This window comes from Bacteroides sp. 1_1_14 (genome assembly GCF_000162515.1).
Classification (GTDB): domain Bacteria; phylum Bacteroidota; class Bacteroidia; order Bacteroidales; family Bacteroidaceae; genus Bacteroides; species Bacteroides thetaiotaomicron.
Genome location: NZ_GG774708.1, coordinates 94,612 through 116,310 on the forward strand (window position 1 = coordinate 94,612; position 21,699 = coordinate 116,310).

Consider the following 21,699-nt stretch of genomic DNA (forward strand, 5'->3'; position numbering starts at 1 on the left):
CATAACCAATAAAAATAAGTATTATGAAAGCAAAACTATTATTATTACTTTGTTGCTTATTTGCGATTGAAGGATGGGCAAATTCAAATGATATTCATTTACTAAAAGATAGCCGCTCTAATCCTATGGGAATACCTATTCAACCTACTTATGAGAAATGTGCTATTCTCTCTAATATTCTTAATGTAAGCTTCGGTAGAGCAAAAGATTATGCTATCATTACTGTAACGAATAAAGCTACAGGTGAAATTGTACATTCCAAAACTTATCACAACACTAGCATTGTCATGATTGATATGTCTTCTTGTGAAAAAGGAGAATATACTATTCATATAATTTTGAATGATTGTTTGTTGGAAGGTACATTTACTGTACAGTGAAACTGAACTGAATAAGGTAATGGATAAATGTACTTTTAGTCTTAGTGACAAGAAGTAACTTTTTGTGTTCCTTTTCTGTATAGTCGATATTTCTAATTGTAAAATATTAAGTTAGAGGAAGGAGGTAATTTCCTTTGGGATCTGTTATTTATTATTGTTGTAACGTATTTATCAACCTTTAAATTCAATCGGTTATGAAAGCAATTTTTTTTATGTTTTTATTATGTTGTATTTGCTGCTTATCATGTTCGGATGAGCAAAATACTCTTTCAGAAGAACAGAATGTTATTGAGAATAAGACTTTTGAAAAAGTGAGTAGTTTAGAATTGAAACAACAACTACTGGATTACTTGAATAATTCGGTAAAAACAAGAACTACTTTTAATAATGCTGAAATGAATTACGATTTAGGTATGCAAGAAATTTTGCGTCCACAAATCCAAACCTTTGGGGAGGAAATGATAGTTGTACGAAGTAAAATGGATGCTAATAATATAATGGCATTTTATAAAGAGAATGGTGTTATTGAAAACTGTCTTATAATTGAATGTGCACAAAATGCTGAAGATGCACTTGAAGAAACTATGTTCACATGTTATGATAGTAACAATATTCCTATTTTTAAAGCAATGGTTAATAAAAGAAATAATACATGTAATGTTCTTGAAATATATGATGGACTTGACGATCTGACAGCCCGTGGTGGAAATTGGGGGTGCAATGTATCTCTTGGCTTGGCTGGTGCTTTATGGTCAACCGCTTTTGGAATGGTTACGGCTGGTGCGGGATTTGTCGTGGCGGTTGGTTGGTGTGTGTTACAAACTTGGCTATGTAGCTCCCGTGTAGTCTCTCGCCCTCCAACGGAAATACAAATAGATACAATAGAATTTAAGCCGATGGAAAGAGATGATGATAGTATAGCGAGAGACACAATAGGTAAACTATTGCCCCTGCGTTGATAATTATTTAATATGTACAGTAAATGAGAAATAATATCAAATTAGCATTGTTTTATATTTTAATATTAGGTCTGTTCTCCATTCTTTTATGTACAGAAAATAGTATTTGGTTTTCTGCTTCTATTGCAATGATTTGTACATCAACGGGAGTTTGCATAGGACAACTTATTAAGAAAAGAAAACGATTTCATGCTAGTACTGACAAATTATGGGTTCTATCAGGACTGTTTTTATTATCTATCATAATTTCATTATGCATTTATTTCTTTTTTGATAATACCCCCAATAAAGTGACATATATTTTACTGATGAATCTAGTTCTAGCTTTAGGTTCTATATTGTATATCTATATCACTAGAGAAAAAACATAAAATAATTAGTCGTATGAATTGATAATTAGAATATTTCAATTCATACGACTTTTCAAATATAGTATTATGAGAAAACTTATTTTATTTTTCCTATTTGTGTTTTCTGTTACAGTAGGATTTGCACAGAGTTTTTCCGGAGATAAACTGTTTATTTCGGTAGATGGTGGAAAAGGTGTATTGTTCGGTAAGTCAAACTTGTCACCTTTTGGTGTTAATTATCGTGGGGAATACAATGGAGGCTTGATGTGTAATGTGAAGACACTCTATCGAATTGATAAATTTTGGGTTGCCGGATTAAAGTTTAATCTCTCCGGTACTTCTGCCAATTATACACTTGATGATGAAACGAATGTAGCTGACAATGTAGAACTTTGGTATTTAGGACCGCAACTTGGATTCAAAATTCCAATAACCGAAAGAACTTTAATTAGTTGCGTATTGGGAGCCGGATATCTACATTATCGGGATGAAGGTCGAAGTAATAGTGAATTTAAATGTACTTCCGGTGCATTGGCCGGGAATATGGACTTTCTGGTAGAATATAAATTGACAGACCACCTTGCGGTAAACGGAGGCTTTTCTGTTTTAAGTGGAGACTTTAAGAAGATTGAAATGACAGCCGATGAGAAAAAGGAAACACTACGTCCAAACAAATTGGATAGACTCTATATGAGACGTCTTGATTTTCAGTTAGGACTAGTTTTCTGCTATTGAACATCTTAGGTCAAAAGATTAGCTGGATAGAGTGAACCTTGAAAGATATTTATTACTTTTGAGGTAAAGCTTGGTTTAGCTGAAAGGTATACGAACAGTCTGAATAATAAATAAAAATAGAACAATGAAATTCATGAAAAAAAATAGGCCAGATGTGATGATTATTATACTGCTTATTCTTTGGGGAATATATGAGATATTCGTAGTACCCTTTGAATATGATACTTTGGTATCTATTTTTGTTGGCTTTAATTTGGTGTATCTTTTTCCTTGGTGCTGTAAAGAAACAAGTGCTGAATATTTAAAGATAAGAAATGCTGCCTTACAATATGCTTTCACATTTATCATTGCAGTACTTTGTGCTTTAAAGATTGTCGGAGTTCTGTGTGAACGTATGTTTGATGTTGATGGTCTGAAAATGATATTTATTGGCGTCTTCTTTCAAAGTGTCTATTTCCTGATTGTTAAATTTAAACGTTCGAAGATACATGAAAGGTAATATTAAATTGGCATTATTCTTTGTTCTATTATTGGGACTCTTTACCATTCTTTTATGTACGGAAAGTAGTCGTTGGTTCTCTGCTTCCATTGCAATGATTTTCACAATGAGTGGTGTTTTTCTAGGGCAACTTATTAAGAACAGGAGAAAAAAGTAGTTAATAAACAGAGCGCTGTTTCATCCTTTTTCAAGATAAAACAGCGCTCTGCTTATTGATATTAACGCCTGTATGGCTCTCTTTTAGTACATCTGCTCCGCAGTCTCCATACATCGAATAACATCTTCCTTATTTCCACAGAAAGGACCGGATTTCTCGATCTTCAGCGTAGACATGGCGGCAGCAAACCGACCTGCTTCTTCGATGCTCGCACCCGATACCCGTTGATACAAATATCCGATAGTATAAGTATCTCCACAGCCGGTTGCATCTACTACTTGTCCGGGTTTATAAGCCGGAATGCGATAAAAATCCGTACCGTCGTAAATGAGAGATCCCATACTTCCCAAAGTGACTAATACTTCTTTCACTCCCCATTCGTGCAGTTTACGTGCAGCCTCATGCGGATCGGAAAGTCCTGTGAGCACTTCCATTTCGTGCTCATTTACTTTAAGGAAATGAATATATTGCAGAGCTTCCCGCTTGTCAGTCCAGTCTACCGGGTATACGTGCGTATCACGTACTTCACGCAGGTATCCTTGCGAATCGACAGCTATCAATCCTTTCCGGGATAACTCCTTAATCACTTCTAAAGAAAAATCATCTGCTAACAGCGAACCAAGATGATAAATTTCCGCCTCTATCTCCTGAAGCTGGGAAGCGGTGAAAGGATCGGCTTTGGCCAACACACGTTGTGTACGGTCATCCGGATTTTCTCCATAGATGTTCTCGAAGTATACGGAGTGCTGGCTGGGTAATGCGGTTACGCTGATGCCTATCCCGCGCAGCTGGTCTACTACTTTCATTTCCGTAGCGCCGACTGCTGTCACTAATGCATAATCTATGTCATTGAAATGGCGGATAGCGTGTGAACAATAGAAAGCTGTGCCTCCAGGCATATAGACTGTGCTTTGAGGAGTGACTACCTTATCCAAAGTGATATGGCCGATGCAGCAAAGTTGATGTTTCTTCATATATGTAATCAATTAAAAAGCCCCCAAGATATTTCTTGAAGGCTTTCTAGTTTATATAAATGTGTGCGGATGATAGGACTCGAACCTACACGCCTCACGGCACCAGATCCTAAGTCTGGCGCGGCTACCAATTACGCCACATCCGCATGCGTCGCTTTTTGTTTAGCGGTGCAAAGATAGGAAGATTTTCTGATTTGACAAATAATTAGGCAACAAAGTTACTCACTTAAGATTTCAAAAGCCTTTTCAATCAGTGTGTCCCTATGTTTAGATTGGTCATCCTCAGTCATATCGATAGCTATATCAGGCAAAATACCTTCTTCCAGCGGCTGCATATTTTTGTCGAAATGAGGACTGGCGGAGAAGCGGATGCTCCATCCGTTCGGCAGTTCCGATGTGAAAGGAAGTCCCGAACCGCCACCTGTCTGGTCACCGACCTGTATGATGTTGCCGTTGTCTATGCTGCGCATCAGATTGACGAAATCATTGGTTGCACTGTAGCAACGGCGGTTGGTCAGTATAACGACTTTCTTCTGCCAGCGGATGCTGTTGGAAGGTTCCAGGTAGATCGGTTCCGGTTGGGAAAAGTCACTATGTCCTGTTCCCGTTTTATGCTGTATGAATCCGGTCAGGATTTTACTATTGGTAAATCGGGCGGCAATGCGGGAAGAATTAGTCAGATTACCTCCTCCGTTGTCGCGTACATCGATAATCAGTCCGTTGCAGGTTGCCAGATAGACAAGGATTTCATCCAGATTGCCATCGCCGACCCCGGAACTGAAACTTTCGTAGCGGATATATCCGATATTATTGTCGAATATTTTGTACTTCATCCCCGCCGATGTATAGTAGTCCTTGCTGGCACTGCCCAGGTAATACTGGTAAAGAATATCCTCCCGATAATTCCACGGATACCCCTGATACCATGCGTCGTAATAAGAGACACGCTTGGCAGATGAAAGATTGACATGACCGTCTTTCAGGATATAGAGCATCTCGCTGAGTTTATCGAAAAGGTCGTCATTGGACATACCCGGTACAATCAGTTTGCTGTATTTCTCATGAACCGCATCCCAGTCAATACCTTTCGAGTCCAGAAAGCAATACCGTTCGTCAATGATCTTCCATAGTTGCTCGAAGTTTCCTACGGGATCATCAGCGTAATCATCTTCTCCGATGCACCCCGTCTGTATCGGGAGGCAGCAGAGCAGTAAAAGTAGTTGTATAATTCTATTTCTCATTCTTAATCTTTCAGTTCTTGTCCATAAACTCTCAATTCTCAACTCTTCACTTTCAATTTTCAACTTCTCCTAGTACGCCCTCACCGACGGAGGCAGATTCGCTCCTTTTTTGTTGGAAACCCGATACAGGTCTTTCACAAATCCTACCATAAATACATGAGAGTAGGTATGTGTCTTGATTCCGTTAACATTGGATTGTTGCAAGTCTGCCAGATAACTGAAACGCATCTTGGTATATCCTATCGGCAGATCGACAGAAAGCATCTGACGGAGAGACGGTTGATTGTGGAGAGAGGTAAATTGGATAACTCCGCTGGAGTTGCCCAGTGAGAAGATTTCGTAATAAGACTGTCCGTAGTGCGGTGAGAACATAAGTCCGATCATCGGCACGTTGACCTGATAGCGGAGTACCATCGGATAGCGCTTGATTTTCAAATGCCAGATAGCCATTCCCGAAGCGTCCAGATTGACGTATGCCCGGGCTGAAGCCGGATTGTTCGAATTGCGGAGATTGTAGACAAATCCTCCGTTGACGTCAAACAGTCCTCCTGCCAGTAACTTGAAGTTCTCGGTGAGGCGGAACTGGTAATGGAGGCCATAGTTCCAGTTGACGAGTCCGGAGAAGGTATTGTTGTTGTCTGCGCGGTTGTGTGTATAGCCAACGTCTGCCTGAAAGAAGTTCTGCACAGAAACATTCCCGTCGAACAACTTTGTCATCCGGATCGTCTCGCGGGAAATACGGAAATCTATTCCTTTATATTCCTGAGGCGAAAGATAGGTGTCGAACACATTGGTAAATCCGACTCCGTACATGGTGGCACGTGTTACGTAGCGATGTGCTTGCAGACTGTCGGTCTGCGCTTGTAATCTTGTGCAGAGGGCGAACAGGAGGTATCCTGTCAGCCCTAAGTATAATAAGTTTTTCTTCATTGGCACATTGGGTATTTTTTTACCGCATGTATACATTAGCTAAAACAGCTTCATCTGTCCCGTAATCTCATCGATGATGTCCCCTTCGCTCTTATCGCTGTCCGGGTCCAGATTTTCCGGTTCTTCTTCCGGTTGTTCCGGTTGTTCGTTAGTCGGTTCCGGGAAACGGGTCGGTTCAAGTTCGTTGATGGTATCCACCGTATAAGTAGTGATACGCTTTCCTTTTGCCTTGAAGCCTTTGACTGCAATAAATTCTTCCGCGTCAATTACCATCGCTTCACGGAAACTGTCATGTCCGCCGAATATGACTTCCAGACGAGGATAGTACTCATCAGTCAGCAGGATCAGACGGGTATTCTTGTTATCTCCCAGATAGTTCTGCTTGCGGTTGGAACCTTCAAAACAGAAACGTTTCAGATACGGATAGTTCTGTTGGTCGGCGTCATAAAGCGCGGCAGTCCATATCTTGTTCGGGTCGAACTTCTCGACGATGCTGACATTATCTTCGTAGTGGTTGCTCAAATCGAAATTAGTGGTGTAGAACTCGCCATTGTTGAGCACTACCAGAATGGTGTCGTCGCTTTGGAATTCTCCCAGATATTCACCCCGTCCGTCGTAGTTGAGGCGCAGGATATCGCGGTCGAACCATACTTTTCGTCCTCCGAGGGTAGAGCCTCCTTTCTGTTTCAGGGTAATCTTATGCACTGGCAGTCGGGTGAGGATCACTCCCTGTGCCTGACGTCCCTTGATGCTGATTTCACTGAAATCACGTTCGAAGATGATGCGTCTTACACGCGGGTTCGGCTTTAATGTCACTTTGATGATTTCGGCTTCTCCGTTCGGATTGGCGCTGAAATAAGTGATGCGTGAGTCCGGCGTTCCTTGCGTGACATCGTATTCACGGTCGCGGACCACACCTGTCACGGCAAAACGTTTGATATACGTCGTTCCTTCTTTGCCGTCCCGGTAAGTGATATTGTAGATGGTGCGTTTGTCATTCTTCTTGAATACATTGACGTAAAGTATGTTTTTGCCCACAAACTTCTTGTCGGCTACCGGAGTGACGATATATTTACCATCCCGGAAGAAGACGATCACGTCATCGATATCCGAACAGTTGGCTACGAATTCATCCTTCTTCAGTGCTGTTCCGATAAATCCTTCATCACGGTTGATGTAGAGTTTCTCGTTGGCCTCTACCACTTTGGCGGCTTCGATGGTGTCGAAGTTGCGCAGTTCGGTGCGGCGCGGGAAGTTCTTTCCGTATTTGCTTTTCAGCATCTGATACCAGTTTACGGTATAGTCCACGATGTGAGCGAGGTGATCGTCGATTTCGGCGATCTCTTCTTTCATACGGGCGATCAGTTCATCGGCTTTGTCGGTGTTGAACTTCAGGATGCGCCCCATCTTGATTTCCATCAGTTTGAGAATATCCTCTTTGGTCACTTCACGGATAAAGCTCGGGTAGAAAGGAGTCAGGCGGTCGTCGATATGTGCGCAGGCGGCGTCCATGTCTTTGGATTGCTCGAACTCTTTGTCCTTATAGATTCGTTCTTCGATAAATATTTTTTCGAGGGAAGCGAAATGGAGTGATTCCAGTATTTCCCCTTTCTTGATTTCCAGTTCCTGTTTCAGCAGTCCCAGTGTGTTGTCTGCCGACTTTTTCAGTACCTTGCTAACGGTGAGGAAGTGAGGCTTGCTGTCATCAATCACACAGCAGTTGGGTGAGATGCTTACCTCGCAGTCGGTAAAGGCGTACAGTGCGTCGATCGTTTTGTCCGATGAAGTTCCGGGTGCCAGGTGTACCAGTATCTCTACGTTGGCGGCTGTATTATCGTCTACTTTGCGTATCTTGATTTTTCCTTTGTCAACAGCTTTCAGGATGGAGTCGATGACGGTAGAGGTGGTCTTGCCATACGGAATCTCCGTGATGGCGAGTGTCTTGTTGTCCAGCTTGTTGATCTTGGCGCGTACTTTTACCGCTCCGCCGCGTTCTCCGTCATTGTATTTGGCTACGTCGATGGAACCGCCTGTCTGAAAGTCGGGATATAGCTGGAACGATTCTCCACGCAGATAGCTGATGGAGGCGTCGCAAAGTTCATTGAAGTTGTGAGGTAATATCTTGGATGAAAGTCCGACGGCGATACCTTCCACTCCCTGTGCCAGCAATAGCGGGAACTTCACGGGGAGGGTGACCGGTTCCTTGTTTCTGCCGTCGTAAGACAGCTTCCATTCGGTCGTCTTGGGATTGAATACGATGTCCAGCGCAAACTTGGAAAGGCGTGCCTCGATGTAACGGGGAGCTGCCGCACCGTCACCGGTGAGTATATTACCCCAGTTACCCTGACAGTCTATCAGCAGGTCTTTCTGCCCCAACTGTACCAGTGCATCGCCGATAGAAGCATCACCGTGCGGATGGAACTGCATGGTGTGTCCCACAATATTTGCCACTTTGTTATACCGCCCGTCGTCCAGACGTTTCATGGAATGTAGAATACGTCGTTGTACAGGCTTCAAACCGTCATTGATGTGGGGAACGGCACGTTCCAGAATCACATAAGAAGCATAGTCCAGAAACCAATTCTGGTACATGCCTGTTAACTGATGCTTTACGTTTTCGTCCCGCGCGTCCGCCGGTTTGTAGTCTGAATGTCCTTCCGTTATCTCGTTGATTTCGTCACTCATATATCAATCTTCGCTTTGCTTTAACAACAAATTTTCTTCTATCCATCAAAAAAAAGGAGGATGTGCACGCAAAAATACGAAATAAATTCAATATGAGGACGAAAAGAACTCACGTTTTTTATGATGCTGACAGCTTCAGTAATCCTTTGTTTTCTTGTGTAAACTTCCCGAAGACTTGACAAAGCCCTTTTTATGTTGTATATTTGTAGTCGGCTATCCAGCTTTAATTAAAACCTGAACCAATGAAAAAAGAATTGTTTTTTGCTGCATCTGATAGGAAGTATATGCCTTTAATTTGGTATGATATACTGACAATATAACGAATAGAAGTCTGAGAAAACAGACTCTGTGAGACTCATTTATCATTGATGGGCTGCGAACTCTTAGCGGGTTTGCAGCCTTTTTTGTTGCATAAAATTAAAGATTAATCTTTGAAAAGGGGAATTTGAGTTTATAATAAACTGAGGGGACGTTTATAATAAACGATGCAGGAATTTATTAGAAACGTTTGTCTGGTTTATAAATAAAAGGTTGAAGTTTTTCATGGGAGCTTGGTCGGGGTGTTGCAGTATCTCTGCCACGGATGCACTTATATGGTGAAATATGATAACATAAACTCTGTTCGCTTTATGATACAAAAAAGGAGCGTGTGTCAGAGTCAATAGTAACAAAATTCTCCTCCTTCAGGAAGGAGGAGTCCCCGTAGGGGGAGGTGGTAGGTGAATACATAAACTATTGATATTCAATTGTACAGTACACCTACCACCCCGGCTTTCAGTCACCCTTCCTTCCCGAAGGAGGGGAGTTTAGTTACTTTTGACATACCCTCCAACAAAACTATAACCTAATGAAAAAACGAGGAAGAGAAGGGCGGGGTTATACCCGTATTTCCCAACCTTTTTCGTATTCTCTGCCCCAGAGCTTGTTAGCTTCCAGATCATTCAGAATACGTCCGCTCCCCGGATCAATATCTAAAGAATGACCTACACGCTGCGCGATATTGCCTAACTGTACTAACTGAGTACTGATGCAGGCATCTATAATGCCGGAATTCAGCTTACCACCTTTGCGGATGGCGTCAAACCAGTTTTCGAAGTGATAAGCATCCAGCTTTTCCGATGGATTTAGCAAATTACCAGTTTCAAACTTCAAGTTACTTTTTACATCTTTGATTACTTTCCCTTGTAAGTCTGTTATTTTGTACTCATTGCCTCCACTGATGAAAAGGGTGCCTGTTTCTCCATAGAAAGCGGTACCTACTCCGTATCCGTCTACCGGTGTGCTGTTGCAACTACGCCCTTCCCAAGAGCAGGATGCTTCGTCGCCGAACTGGAAAGTGATGAGTTGTGTATCCGGAGTTTGCCAGTCGTCTTGAAAGCGATAACGTCCTCCGACAGAATCTACCTTTGTCGGATAATCAACGCCCAGCCCCCAACGGAGGATATCAACGAAATGAGTTCCGTTATTCAATGCTTCACCGGTACCCCAGTTCCAGAACCAGTGCCAGTTATAATGGACATAATTGTCTTTAAAATTGGGCACCCGTGGTGCAGGGCCTTGCCATAAATCCCAGTCCAGATAGTCGGGTACAGGAACCACTTTTCCTGTGCCGATGGAAGGACGGTTGTTGACATACCAGGACTTGGCATATCTTACTTTCCCGATTGCCCCAGACTTAATCTCTTCTATTGCTTTGATAACGTTCGGCCACGAACGGCGCTGGTTGCCGACTTGGACAATCCGGTTATATTTAAGCGTCGCCCTGACTAACATTTCATTCTCTGCCGGATTGTGGCTGGTCGGTTTTTCCAGATAAACATGCTTTCCTGCTTGCATAGCCATAATGGCTGCTTTGGCATGCCAGTGGTCAGGCGTGGCAATGACTACCGCCTCAAAATCGTCCGATTCCAGCATTTTGCGGATATCTTTTTCTCCTTTGGGAGTGCGTCCGCTTATTTTATGAATATCTGCCTGACATCTTTCAAGTGCTCTTGAATCAACATCACAAAGGTAAGTAACTTCACAACCTTTCATCTTGGCAAATCCTTGTGCCAAGGCATTACCTCTGGAGTTTACACCAATGACTCCGATTCGTATTTTTTCGTTCGCACCCAGGATTTCCTGATAACTATTTGAACCGAAGCCGGGAATAATGCTTCCCAAGGAAAGGGCGGCCGTGCCTGCAACTGTTTTTTTGATAAAATCTCTTCTTGTTGTCATAGTGTTTATTTTTCCTCAAAGTTAAGCCGTTATTAACTGATATCAGACTTCTTTTCCGTCAATCAATCTTCAAAAAACGTAAAGCTGTTACTTCTTTTTTCGAAGGAGATGACGTAACCCGATAACGAGTATACGCGGAATCCATAGTATGAAATAGATGAAAAAACTGATAACGAGCACATACCCCAGTTGAGTGAATATTTCAATCCACGGACGTATATAGACAAGGATTGCAATAATATTGATTGCAAAAGAGAGAAGAAAGCATATCAGATAAATGTTTCTTTCCCTTTTAATTTTTTGGGAGGTGATGATGATATCTTTCATAATTTAAAATTTCATATATGGTATTTTATATTCGTCGGGGAAAAGGATATGTCGCTCTTCCTCCATTGCTTGATTGCCAAGCAGGCAAAGTACGGTGGAGCAATAGGCTTCTTCTACCACATTTTGTGCTTTTTCTCCAGTGATACATGATTGGCAGAAAGAAGAGAGAATGATATCGGAACCATCTTTGTCGGCTCCGATCATGCTCAGCCCGTTGTTGACGTTAATGTCTCCTTCAATAACAAAATGTGGCGTGTATTCCATTTTTGTTTCCGGTCTCCAACTGGGTCCGGCTGTCGGGATAGCAGCGAATACTTTATCCTTAACCTGTCCGATAAGTTGCCGGATGCCCGATGTTGAATGGTCCTCTTCCAGATAATAGATACCTTTTGCCATTTCCATAGTACCTTTGTGCCCGAGGATCTGGTCTTCCATACCGTTGAATTTATTGGAAATCAACGATTCGTAGGCAATCTTGGTTCCGTCGGAGTATCGGTAAGTCACATTTACGCTATCGTATACTTCGCGACCGTCTTTCCAGTAGACGATGTCACCCATACCGATGATGCTTACCGGCATTCTTTTAGCTGCCCAGTTGCATACTTCCAGTTGGTGACAGGCCAGTTCGGTCATTAATCCGCCTGAGCTTTCTTTGTACAATCGCCAGTTGATTTTATGTTCCAGTTCCGGTGAGGGGACGGGACGGCGCCAGTCTGCATTTCTGAACCAATGGCAGCGCATTCCTACCACATCTCCGATGAGTCCGGAATGAATCATTTGCATTCCTTTGATATACTTCTCGTCATACATGCGCTGCATACAGAAGTAGAGAACCTGGTTGGTCGTTTGATAGGCATCATATATAGCTTTGCATTCGTCTAAAGTCCGTGCCATGGCTTTTTCACAGAATACGTGTTTGCCGGCTGCCAGGGCATCCAGTACAATGGGAGCATGCCAGTTCAACGGAGTAGAGATAATTACGCCATCAATATCTGCCGATTCCAAAAGCTTCCGGTAGTCAGTGTATGCTTTGGCACCCGGACATAACTCTACTGCTTGTTGGAGGTTAGGAGCATAATTGTCACAAACGGCAACAATCCGGGCATGGGGAATCTCTTTTAGATTGTGGATATGATACTGTCCCCTGGAACCAGTACCAATTAAAGCGATCCGGGCTTTCTCGTTGCGGATTTCTTTAAGTTTTTCGGGTGTGCAGGAAGACAGCCAGGGTGTGCTTGCCAGCAGTGCAGTTCCTCCTGCGATATATCCCAGACTTTTGATGAATTGTCTGAGATTCAAATCGACTCCTTTTTCTATTTTGTTTCTCATATTTTATAGAGTATATATAGTTCCTTTTATATGTTTGAAGTTCTCGTTGATCTGTTCCCGTTGTTGGTCGTCGGCAATCATCCAGACTGTACTGAGTATTTCTGCATCCAGCGGATTGTCTGATAAGATACTCGTAACTTTTTTTTGTTCGTTGTAGATTCCTGTAAGCGGATTTATAATATGTCCGGTGTACTGTTCCGTATTCCCGGAAGTGGACAACGTATTGTCAGTAAGGCAGAATTCGTCAAGAGTTTGTTGAGTGTAAGGATTCTGCAAACTGACTTTCCAGCAGTCTCCATAAGGATGGTGTCCTATTCCCATAATCGAACTGTTGCCAAAATCGACGAAAGCATTCTCTATATTTCCCCGCAAGAGGATTTCTTGAATCTTTTTTAAGGCGTATCCCTTCGCGAAACCTCCAAAATCAAGTGTTACGGAAAAGTTGCTAAAAGAGATATGGTGATTGCCGTGAATTTGTATTTGTGAGAAATCGTTTAATGTGATGTCGAAAAGATGAAGAGTCTTTTCATAATAATATTGGCATGACCGTAGGATATCTTCCAATTCCGCACTGACAGAAACTGAATCTTGTTGTGTATGGCTGTTTAGCTTTGATACTTCACTTGTGGCATCAAATCGATTCAACATCTTATCCAACCTTTCTAACTCGTCGGTAATATGTGCCCAAAGCATGTTTAGGAGGGGAAGGTTGGAGTGAATCATCAGGATATCAAGACGTGTCCCCATAACATGAGGAATGAATCCATGAAACATGGATTCATCTGCATAATATTTTATTTCACTTCTTAACACGTGTCTGCGGTCTTTCTTATTTTTCTTTCTTTGCCAGCTCTACAGCTGTAGTGGTGATATAATATTTAGATATTGTATTCTCGTTTTCCCATTCCGGCATATTTTTATCATGCAAATAGCCAAGGAATGCTTCTGCTACTTTACTGAAGTGAGCTTCATGTCCCAGCCTGTCCGCCTGTGGTATATCAATCAGATAAAGTCCTTCATTCTTTTTTTTGACGGATAGGAATGGATAGGTCGCTTGCAGTTGTTTGATGGCCTTTTGCAACTGGCTCTCAAATTCAGAGTGATCAGACTCTGCGGCTTTTTGGATGTAGAGCTGTTTCACAAAACCACTTTCTTTGTCCTGAATTGTTTTCAATGTAGCCTTACTTCCTTTCTTAAGGGAGGTAAAAGTGTCGCCACCATCACTTGGAGGAGTGTAATTCCAGATAACCTTCATACCTATATGAATCCCCTTTACTGTGTAATTTAGGCTACCATTCGCTAAAACCTCCAGCACATTATTATTGATATATTTGTTCAAGAAGGCGGGGAAGGTGTCAGCCTGCGTCGATTGCGAAAATTCAGGTAATGTAATGCGGGTAGGCCAATGTCTGGCTTTCAATACTTCTACATCCGACTGATAACGGATGGTTTCGTTGGGGAAACATTGCCAGTTGACCAGATCGATAAGATGAGTGGTTACATCCGCAATACCTTCTCCTTGTTGCTCTGTGTCATAATACCATACCGGACGAATCAGTGGCTTGCCTGATACATTCTTAAAGAAATGATGAACACTTTCCATAGAAACTGACGGATCATTCAAAGACCCTTTTTGCAATTCACCAAAAAGATCTGGATTGTTCAGTAATGCTTTTTCGATGATATTCAGGATGTCATATCGTTCAGTCATCAAGTCGTAAAGGAGTAATTTCCTTTCCTTTGCCAATTGATATGCTTGAATCAGTAAGTCGAAATCCTTCTTGTTAATGGCCAAAGGCTTGTCGGAAAGCACATTGTATCCTGCTTTGATAGCTTCCAGAATATAGTTTGTTTTTTTCTGGTTGTTTCCGGCAAGCACAACTACGTCCCCTTGACGGTCGGAAAGCATCCTGGAAAGATAATCGCCCCCAATATATATTTCTTCTTTCCAGGATGTGGGATTCTCCGCCCGTTGATTATAGCTATTTATGTCGTTCAGATATTGTTTGACTTCCGCTCCTTCGGGAGCATATACCCGAATTGTGTCGTTCACTGAGGCCAGCGGATTCTTTTGCAACAGACTGGCATGAAAATGTCCTGGGTCGAGGACCACTATTTTTACGTTCGGATTCATATTTTTGTCATGATTGTTGTTTGCCTGCTTTTTGGAAAAGGAGCAGGAAGCAACTATTAATGAGATGGTCAGGATCCCGATGTGTCTGTATGTGTACCTCATGTACTATTTTTATTTGTAGGTTTTAATTAGCTTCTGTGCATCTTTCAGCCCTTTTCGGTATGCCTCCTCCATGGTAACGATTTTGCCGTTCTGTTCTTTGCTCATATTGGAAGCTTTCATAAAAGTGAATATCTCAATTGTTTCTTCTTTCGAAATCGGAGCTACTCCGGTCTTGAAAAAAGTGAGTATTTGATCGAGCAAAACTTTGTAACCTTCATATCCTCCTGCTGCTATTGCACCTTTGGGGGTATAAGCTGTACCGCCATAAATGGCCGGACCTTCTTTGATTCCCCTGAAAGTACCTATCCGCCCGTCTTTCCAACGGCCTACCACTACATCAGCATCTTGGGAAGACATACGGTTGACTGACTCGCAACCGGTTCCCATAAGAGTATAAAGCGTTTCTACTCCGTGAATGCCATAAAAACCGAAATCGGGGTGAGTCGGTTCTACCTTGTGAGGAGAATAACAGTCAGCTCCCAGAATTTTGCCGAACTCTCCGTTTCTCAGCTTTTGGTTCTGTGGAGAATATCTGAGTGCAGAAGAAGAAAAGATAGGTACATTGTATTTCTCCGCCATTTCGTAAATGGCAATAGCTTGTCCCAATGTCGCTCCAATAGGCTTGTCGATATAGCATATTTTTCCGGATTTGAATACTTCCATTGCTTGTTCGAGGTGGATTCTACCGTCGTTTGTTTCAAGCATGACGCAATCTACCTTGTCAAGCAATTCCGCTATGGAAGATGTAATCTCCACACCGTGTTTCTTGACCTCTTCTATATATCCGGGAATTCGTTCGTAACTGGACTGGATAGTCTTTGAACCATAAGGGTAAGCTGCTACGACTTCGAACTCTTTGACAAACTTATCGTCAGAGTCTCCGTTCAGTAGCTCGGTGAAAGCTGTAGAATGGGAAGTATCGAGCCCGATAATTCCTATTTTAATTACATCCTGCGCATATAGTCTGAAGCTGACAGACAAGAAAGCAAGGAGGATAAATAAGATATTTTTCATATGTATTTATAAGTTTATTCGTTCTGCACTTTCAGGATCCAAATATAAACAAGAATTTTCTTTTTTGCGTAATATACTGGCCGGACATTTTTCGGAAATTTCTCCATAAAGAGTGTTGTATACTGCATTGGCTTTATTTTTAAAAGGCACAATGCAGAACATCCAGTCCGCTTTTAATAAGGCTGGAATGGTAAGAGTCAGTGCTTTAGCAGGAACAAGGTCGAATGCTTCAAAGCATTTTTCATTCACTTGTTGCTGGCGACATATCGGGTCGAGTTCTACTACTTTAACTAAATGGGAGTCGTTGAAATTGGCTACATCCGGATCATTGAATGCAATATGACCGTTTTCTCCAATTCCCAGACAGACAATATCGACAGGATGACGAAGCAGCAATTCGGAATAACGTTTGCATTCTTCTTCAAGGTTTTCTGCTTGTCCGTTCAGATAGTTTACAGTCTTGAACGGGACTTTGTCGAAGATACGCTGACGGAGAAAATTTCCGAAACTTTGTGGGGCTTCCGGATGAATGCCGATGTATTCATCCATGTGGAAAGCGTTGATTCTGCTCCAGTCAATCTGTTTACTGTGAATAAGATGACTTAAGAATTCATTTTGTGAAGGAGCTGCGGCAAAAATCATATTGATTTCAGCTTTCTCTTTGAGAAGTTCGCATATTTTGTTAGTAACTTCTGTCGCAGCACATTTCCCCATCTGTTGGATAGAAGGGAACATTTTGACTGTTAATAGATCTTGTTGAAACAGGTATGTTTCATTGATTGTAGATAACATGGCCTTTTGATATAGTTGTTGTTACGTTAATTTGATTGTCGAAGATGACGATGTCGGCATCTTTACCTTCCTCCAAAGAACCCTTTTGGGAATCCACATGCAGAATGCGGGCGGGGGTAAGGGTTATCATTCGGATAGCATCGATTAGGGGTATGCCGGCTATACTTATCATGGTTCTTACCAAACGATCGGCGGTAGCTACGCTTCCGGCGAATGCCGAACGGTCGGGAAGCTTGGCTACTCCGTCTTCAATAATAACTTTCTGACCGTTGGTCAGGCTGCCTAATATGGATTCACCGTCCGGCATTCCCGCACCTCGCATGGCATCTGTGCAAAGTGCTGTTTTATCGGCCCCCTTGAACTTATATACGAATTGTAGTAAAGGTTTGGGCAGATGAATGCCGTCCGCAATGATTTCTACTGTCATACCATCAATCAGATAAGCTGCCTCTACCACACCTGCATAGCGATAGGCATTTCTACGGGTGATGGTTGACATCGCTGAATATAAATGAGTGATATGAGTATACCCTGCTTCGTATGCTTTTACCACTTCTTCATAAATGGCATCGGTATGTGCGATGGATGGGAGGATGTGACAGCTATTGAGCTTTTCCCCCAGTTCAACTGCTCCTGCCAGTTCCGGAGCAATACTCCACCGTACAATATCTTGTGAAGCTTCCAGTATTGTGTTATATTCGTCCGGATGAGGCGTTTTCAAATGATTGGGGTATTGGGCTCCACACTGCTTAGGCGAGAAGTAGGGTCCTTCCAGATGCAGCCCGATAAATTGGGCACCTTTTTTATTAAGACTTTTGGCTTTTTGATAAACGGCAAAGGTTGTCATTAGCTCTTCGTTTGTGCTGGTCAGTGTTGTAGGTACCATGGCTGTTGTTCCATATCTGGCATGAGTTTCGGCTACTCCCAGAAAGGCCTCTACGGTTCCATCCATAAAGTCATGACCTCCGCCACCGTGAACATGTATATCGATAAATCCTGGGGAGACATATTGTTGGTTGGCATCTATGATCCGGTCGTCAGCTTGAGGAATATATGCTTCGGATGATACAATCTGTTCTATCTTACCATTCCGGCAAACCATTATTTTATTGGTTTCGATGCCGGTAGGGAGTATTAGTTCCCCATTGATAATAATCAGTCTTTCCATTTTTTAATTTTTAATGTCTTACGTTCAGTTTTATCTCCAGGAGTTGATTTTATGCCCTTTGATGGCAAAGAATACCAGATAGATAAAGCAAGGAATAAGTACCCAGTAACCGATACGCAAACTGTACTGGTCGGCAAAGTGACCATATACCAAAGGTAAGATGGCATTGCCGCATAATCCCATAATCAGCAGAGAGGAACCGGTTTTGGTGAATTTGCCTAACCCATGAATGGAAAGAGGCCATATTCCTGCATAGATCAGAGCGTTGGGAAAACCTAAAGCATTCAGAAAGAAGATGGAAGCATTGGCTTGATGACCGAATAATGTCATATCGAAGTCTGCCCATACCACTCCGAATGAGAGAGCCAAACCTAGTAATGTACACCCTATCAGTGCATTTTTCTGGGAAATGTATTTAGGGATAAGGATGATACCAAGTATATATCCTATCATTGTACATCCCAGTGTGTAAGAAGGGAATACTTTTGCTTCCAGTAAATCCATCCCCATAGAGTTGGCATAATTGATTATAGTGTCAATGGCTATAACCTGTGTACCTACATGAAAGAAAATGGCCAATGCACCTAATATGAGGTATGGAAAGTCGAGAATGCTTTTTTTGTCAGTATGTTTATTGTCCTGTTCATCAGTGGCATTCTGCTCGTCAGTATTTATTTCCGGTAATACGGAGTAGCGGATACCGATACCTGTCAGCAGTAAGATGATACCCAGAATAATGTATGGGATAATGACACGTTGTATCAATTCATTGAGCATGGCGTTCTTTGTTGCTTCGTCCAGTGCACCGGATTCAATTAATGCAAAGAGTTCACTGTCGTTTGCTTTCAGAATAAGGGCAGCGAATATGAGCGGGGAGATAATTCCTGCCACTTTATTGCAGATTCCCATGATGCTGATACGTCGTGCTGCACTATCTATCGGACCGATAATGGTGACATAAGGATTGGCGGCTGTCTGCAAAATAGCCAGGCCGGTGCCAATAGAAAACAAGCCGATGAGAAATATTTCAAATTGCCGTGCCAGAGCTGCCGGGACAAAGATAAAGGCTCCCAAAGCAGTCAGCATAAAGCCATACATGATTCCTTTTTTAAATCCAACTTTCTTCAATAGAATGCCCGAAGGAATGGCCATGACAAAGTATGCTATATAGAAAGCAAAGGCTACAAAATAGGATTCAAAATGGGTAAGCTCGCAAGAAATACGGAAGTATGGAATCAGTATGGAATTGACCCATGATACGAATCCGAATATAAAGAACATACCGGCCAGAATAGCCAGAGATATATAATAAGTTTTTTTTCTTGCCGAAGGTTGATTGTTTCCCATAAATTGGTCTTTTATAGTATGTATTTATATAATTGATAAAACAAAGGTAGGACATTCGATTCCTTTCTTCTCTGTGAAAAACGAAAAGCTACATTCAAAAAACGTATCTTTTGAAGCGCCTGTTTGTCGAATGTCCGCCTTCATTATTGTGCTTTGGTAAAGTACGTATCGTATTTTAAGATAAGACTGTCTGCTATTTGAATCGGGTCTTCCTCTGAAACAATAGGGAAAGAGTCTTTCTGTAGTGTCCAGTTGTATTCAAATTGCGTAATGTCCTGGTGGAATTTGTCTTCGTCAAAAGGTTTATCTTCCGAAACGGCAGCGATGACTCCGTCTGTGAAACGTTTCCAACGTTCCCGGTAGAAGCTTCGGGTAAGTCCGCCCCAGCCTCGATTGGCATAGTCATTCAGTTGGGTGTCCTGTTGCCCCCATACGGTCAGGATACAGCGTGCATTTTCTTCATAGTAATCCTTTTCCGACACGGTTGCACCACAGTTTCTGGCGTCTTGTAACCATTTCCCGATGGATAGAGTCGCGTCACAGGAAAGGAGGCGGTCTACGTCAAGCAAGAGGTTGTCCATACGGGTACTCCATTCTCTCATGCCTGTTGTATCTTTCCGGTTATAGCAAGCGGTAAACTGATCTCTATATTTGGAGAACAAGTTTCCTAGTACTTGTCTTCCGATATTGATTACGTCAAAGCGAAAATCACTATTGTTGATGTTCCGGGCTTTTAGTAGCTCTTTCCATATTTGCCATAAGTCGTTATTTGCGTAGTGTATGCCGGGGTTTGTATTCCAACTTTTAGTTCCCGTTAGTCTGGGGCGTGCGTTCATTAATACCGATTGACCGCATGTGGCATGTTCGGTATAAATTTTCTGATGCAAGGCTCTCCACGCTTTGATGATATTGGCATCCTGATTTCCTCCTCTGCACATGGACCAGTTGGTTATCCATTGGTCGGTAGTGACAGAATAATCCCATGCCTGGTCAAAAACAAATTCGTACATAAGAGGGTTTACATCAAAGCCTTCAAGAGTTGCTCCCAAGCCATAGACATTGTCTCCTCCCTCCTTGAAGAGTCGTTTAATCTTGAAATCAATATCATTCAGATTGCCTGCTATCATCGTATTGCCGCCAAAATTACCCAGATAACACCAAATATAGGGATTCCCGTAATATTTTTCAGTATTTCGCCAGATTTCTGTATGATCGCAATAGTAATCGAGTAATATCAGTTTGTTATCCGGTACTGCTTTTAGAAAGGAACGGATACGGGGTTGAGTCCATTTCTTTTTGTCATAGAAGAACATCCAGGTCATTTGTAACCATTGGGCTGCTGAGTCTACCTGATGAATCGACTCGTAAATCTTGCTTGAGACATTGGCTAAAAAATCCTCGCTCCAGTCAGGAGAGTCGACTTCATTGAAAGGATCGATTCCATAAATATGGTCAGTACCATATACTTTGGTTTGTTCCTCCAGAAAACGGCGCTGAATGATTGAGTATAATGAGTCCATCGGATCGATAAAATGACTGCGGTATTTTTCATCGAAGCCACCCCACTGACTCATCTGATAGATTTTTGCATTCGGATAAATTGTTTTTAATTCGGCTGGTACATGACCGGCAAATGCTGGTAATACAGGAGTCATATCAAACTCACGTTCTCTTTCGAGAATACGTTTTTGTAATTCCTCCTGATCCTTTAGCCAGGATTGAGGTAGTGGACTTTGCCAGTAATCGACATTGGACATCCGATGCCAGGGAAGATGGGCTGGCCCTGTAAAGTATGAGCGAACCTGTTCGTCGCTCAAACCCATGTCTGTCCATACTTTGTACCAAATGGATTCTTGTCCGGTAATGGCAAGAGGCATGGTGACTCCGTTTAATGCCATCCAGTCTATCAGTCGTTCCCAGTCCTGCCATTTCCAATAGGGCATAGTATAACCGAATGTACAATAGTTGAGAAAAAAACGATTGTCACATTTGGAACGGATATATACTGGCTGAGGTATCTCCGGTAGTACATCAGGCATTTCCACTGTCTCTGAGGCATACCAGGAAACATGGGTATGACAGTAGTTTTTCAGATAATGATTCAAACCGGCAGCCAATGAGTTACGATTGTTTCCTTTTATCCGTATTTTTCCTTGACTCGATTCCAGTATAAAACGGTCTGTATCAATAGAATCTGTCAGTAACTCGAATAGAAACGACTGGGCATGCCGGGGAAATAATCTTTGGCACATTTCTTTTAATACAGGAGGGCCTGTTTCTACATTGCGTTGGCAACTGACTATCAAAAATAGCAGGAGTAAGTATAGGTATTTATGATTCATAGAATGGCGATGAT

General features: G+C 42.2%; 18 protein-coding genes and 1 tRNA gene. 4 read left to right on the forward strand and 15 right to left on the reverse strand.

Features of this window, described 5'->3' with window-relative positions; translation table 11 throughout:
* The first annotated feature begins 23 nt into the window (after positions 1-23).
* From HMPREF9007_RS07860 to HMPREF9007_RS07840, 4 genes are all read left to right on the forward strand, one after another.
* Entirely contained in the window at positions 24-380 is a 357-nt protein-coding gene (locus HMPREF9007_RS07860) for a DUF3244 domain-containing protein (RefSeq protein ID WP_008762522.1), read from the forward strand.
* Positions 381-574: 194 nt separating this feature from the next.
* On the forward strand, positions 575-1,339 hold the full coding sequence (locus HMPREF9007_RS07855; RefSeq protein ID WP_008762523.1) for a hypothetical protein: 765 nt from the start codon (positions 575-577) through the stop codon (positions 1,337-1,339).
* A 437-nt stretch (positions 1,340-1,776) separates the two neighbouring features.
* The gene (locus tag HMPREF9007_RS07845; RefSeq protein WP_008762525.1) at positions 1,777-2,424 is read left to right on the forward strand and encodes a hypothetical protein; all 648 of its coding nucleotides are present in this window, start codon (positions 1,777-1,779) and stop codon (positions 2,422-2,424) included.
* Between the two features lie 124 nt (positions 2,425-2,548).
* The gene (locus HMPREF9007_RS07840; protein ID WP_008762526.1) at positions 2,549-2,923 is read left to right on the forward strand and encodes a hypothetical protein; all 375 of its coding nucleotides are present in this window, start codon (positions 2,549-2,551) and stop codon (positions 2,921-2,923) included.
* A 240-nt stretch (positions 2,924-3,163) separates the two neighbouring features.
* On the opposite strand, the gene HMPREF9007_RS07835 is transcribed toward HMPREF9007_RS07840, so the two are convergent.
* From HMPREF9007_RS07835 to HMPREF9007_RS07765, 15 genes are all read right to left on the reverse strand, one after another.
* Positions 3,164-4,054 carry a PfkB family carbohydrate kinase gene (locus HMPREF9007_RS07835; RefSeq protein ID WP_008762527.1) on the reverse strand — a complete coding sequence of 297 codons (891 nt, stop codon included), beginning with the start codon at positions 4,052-4,054 and terminating at the stop codon, positions 3,164-3,166.
* Between the two features lie 64 nt (positions 4,055-4,118).
* A tRNA-Leu gene (locus HMPREF9007_RS07830) sits at positions 4,119-4,200 on the reverse strand.
* 72 nt (positions 4,201-4,272) lie between these two features.
* Positions 4,273-5,295, reverse strand: coding sequence for a S41 family peptidase (locus HMPREF9007_RS07825; protein ID WP_032850575.1), 1,023 nt, complete (start codon positions 5,293-5,295; stop codon positions 4,273-4,275).
* A 69-nt stretch (positions 5,296-5,364) separates the two neighbouring features.
* The gene (locus HMPREF9007_RS07820) at positions 5,365-6,225 is read right to left on the reverse strand and encodes a DUF3316 domain-containing protein (protein WP_008762529.1); all 861 of its coding nucleotides are present in this window, start codon (positions 6,223-6,225) and stop codon (positions 5,365-5,367) included.
* 39 nt (positions 6,226-6,264) lie between these two features.
* A complete protein-coding gene (locus HMPREF9007_RS07815) occupies positions 6,265-8,910 on the reverse strand; it encodes a DNA gyrase/topoisomerase IV subunit A (RefSeq protein ID WP_008762530.1) in 2,646 nt (881 codons plus the stop codon).
* A gap of 876 nt (positions 8,911-9,786) precedes the next feature.
* On the reverse strand, positions 9,787-11,130 hold the full coding sequence (locus HMPREF9007_RS07810; protein WP_008762531.1) for a Gfo/Idh/MocA family oxidoreductase: 1,344 nt from the start codon (positions 11,128-11,130) through the stop codon (positions 9,787-9,789).
* An 87-nt stretch (positions 11,131-11,217) separates the two neighbouring features.
* A complete protein-coding gene (locus HMPREF9007_RS28090; protein ID WP_008762532.1) occupies positions 11,218-11,457 on the reverse strand; it encodes a hypothetical protein in 240 nt (79 codons plus the stop codon).
* Positions 11,458-11,460: 3 nt separating this feature from the next.
* Positions 11,461-12,786: a Gfo/Idh/MocA family oxidoreductase gene (locus tag HMPREF9007_RS07800; protein ID WP_008762533.1), complete on the reverse strand. Its 1,326-nt coding sequence runs from the start codon at positions 12,784-12,786 to the stop codon at positions 11,461-11,463.
* Positions 12,787-12,789: 3 nt separating this feature from the next.
* On the reverse strand, positions 12,790-13,560 hold the full coding sequence (locus HMPREF9007_RS07795) for an FAD:protein FMN transferase (protein ID WP_008767111.1): 771 nt from the start codon (positions 13,558-13,560) through the stop codon (positions 12,790-12,792).
* 55 nt (positions 13,561-13,615) lie between these two features.
* Positions 13,616-15,022 carry a putative oxidoreductase C-terminal domain-containing protein gene (locus HMPREF9007_RS07790; RefSeq protein ID WP_008762535.1) on the reverse strand — a complete coding sequence of 469 codons (1,407 nt, stop codon included), beginning with the start codon at positions 15,020-15,022 and terminating at the stop codon, positions 13,616-13,618.
* Between the two features lie 9 nt (positions 15,023-15,031).
* Positions 15,032-16,036, reverse strand: coding sequence for a Gfo/Idh/MocA family oxidoreductase (locus HMPREF9007_RS07785; protein ID WP_008762536.1), 1,005 nt, complete (start codon positions 16,034-16,036; stop codon positions 15,032-15,034).
* A 6-nt stretch (positions 16,037-16,042) separates the two neighbouring features.
* On the reverse strand, positions 16,043-16,828 hold the full coding sequence (locus HMPREF9007_RS07780; protein ID WP_008762537.1) for a glucosamine-6-phosphate deaminase: 786 nt from the start codon (positions 16,826-16,828) through the stop codon (positions 16,043-16,045).
* Positions 16,809-17,996 (reverse strand): N-acetylglucosamine-6-phosphate deacetylase, encoded by a 1,188-nt coding sequence (nagA, locus tag HMPREF9007_RS07775; protein WP_008762538.1) that lies wholly within the window; start codon positions 17,994-17,996, stop codon positions 16,809-16,811. The genes HMPREF9007_RS07780 and nagA overlap by 20 nt, the downstream gene beginning before the upstream one ends.
* Before the next feature lie 30 nt (positions 17,997-18,026).
* Entirely contained in the window at positions 18,027-19,343 is a 1,317-nt protein-coding gene (locus tag HMPREF9007_RS07770; protein WP_008762539.1) for a sugar MFS transporter, read from the reverse strand.
* 143 nt (positions 19,344-19,486) lie between these two features.
* Positions 19,487-21,685, reverse strand: a complete 2,199-nt coding sequence (locus HMPREF9007_RS07765) for an alpha-N-acetylglucosaminidase (protein ID WP_008762540.1) — start codon at positions 21,683-21,685, stop codon at positions 19,487-19,489.
* Positions 21,686-21,699: the final 14 nt, after the last annotated feature.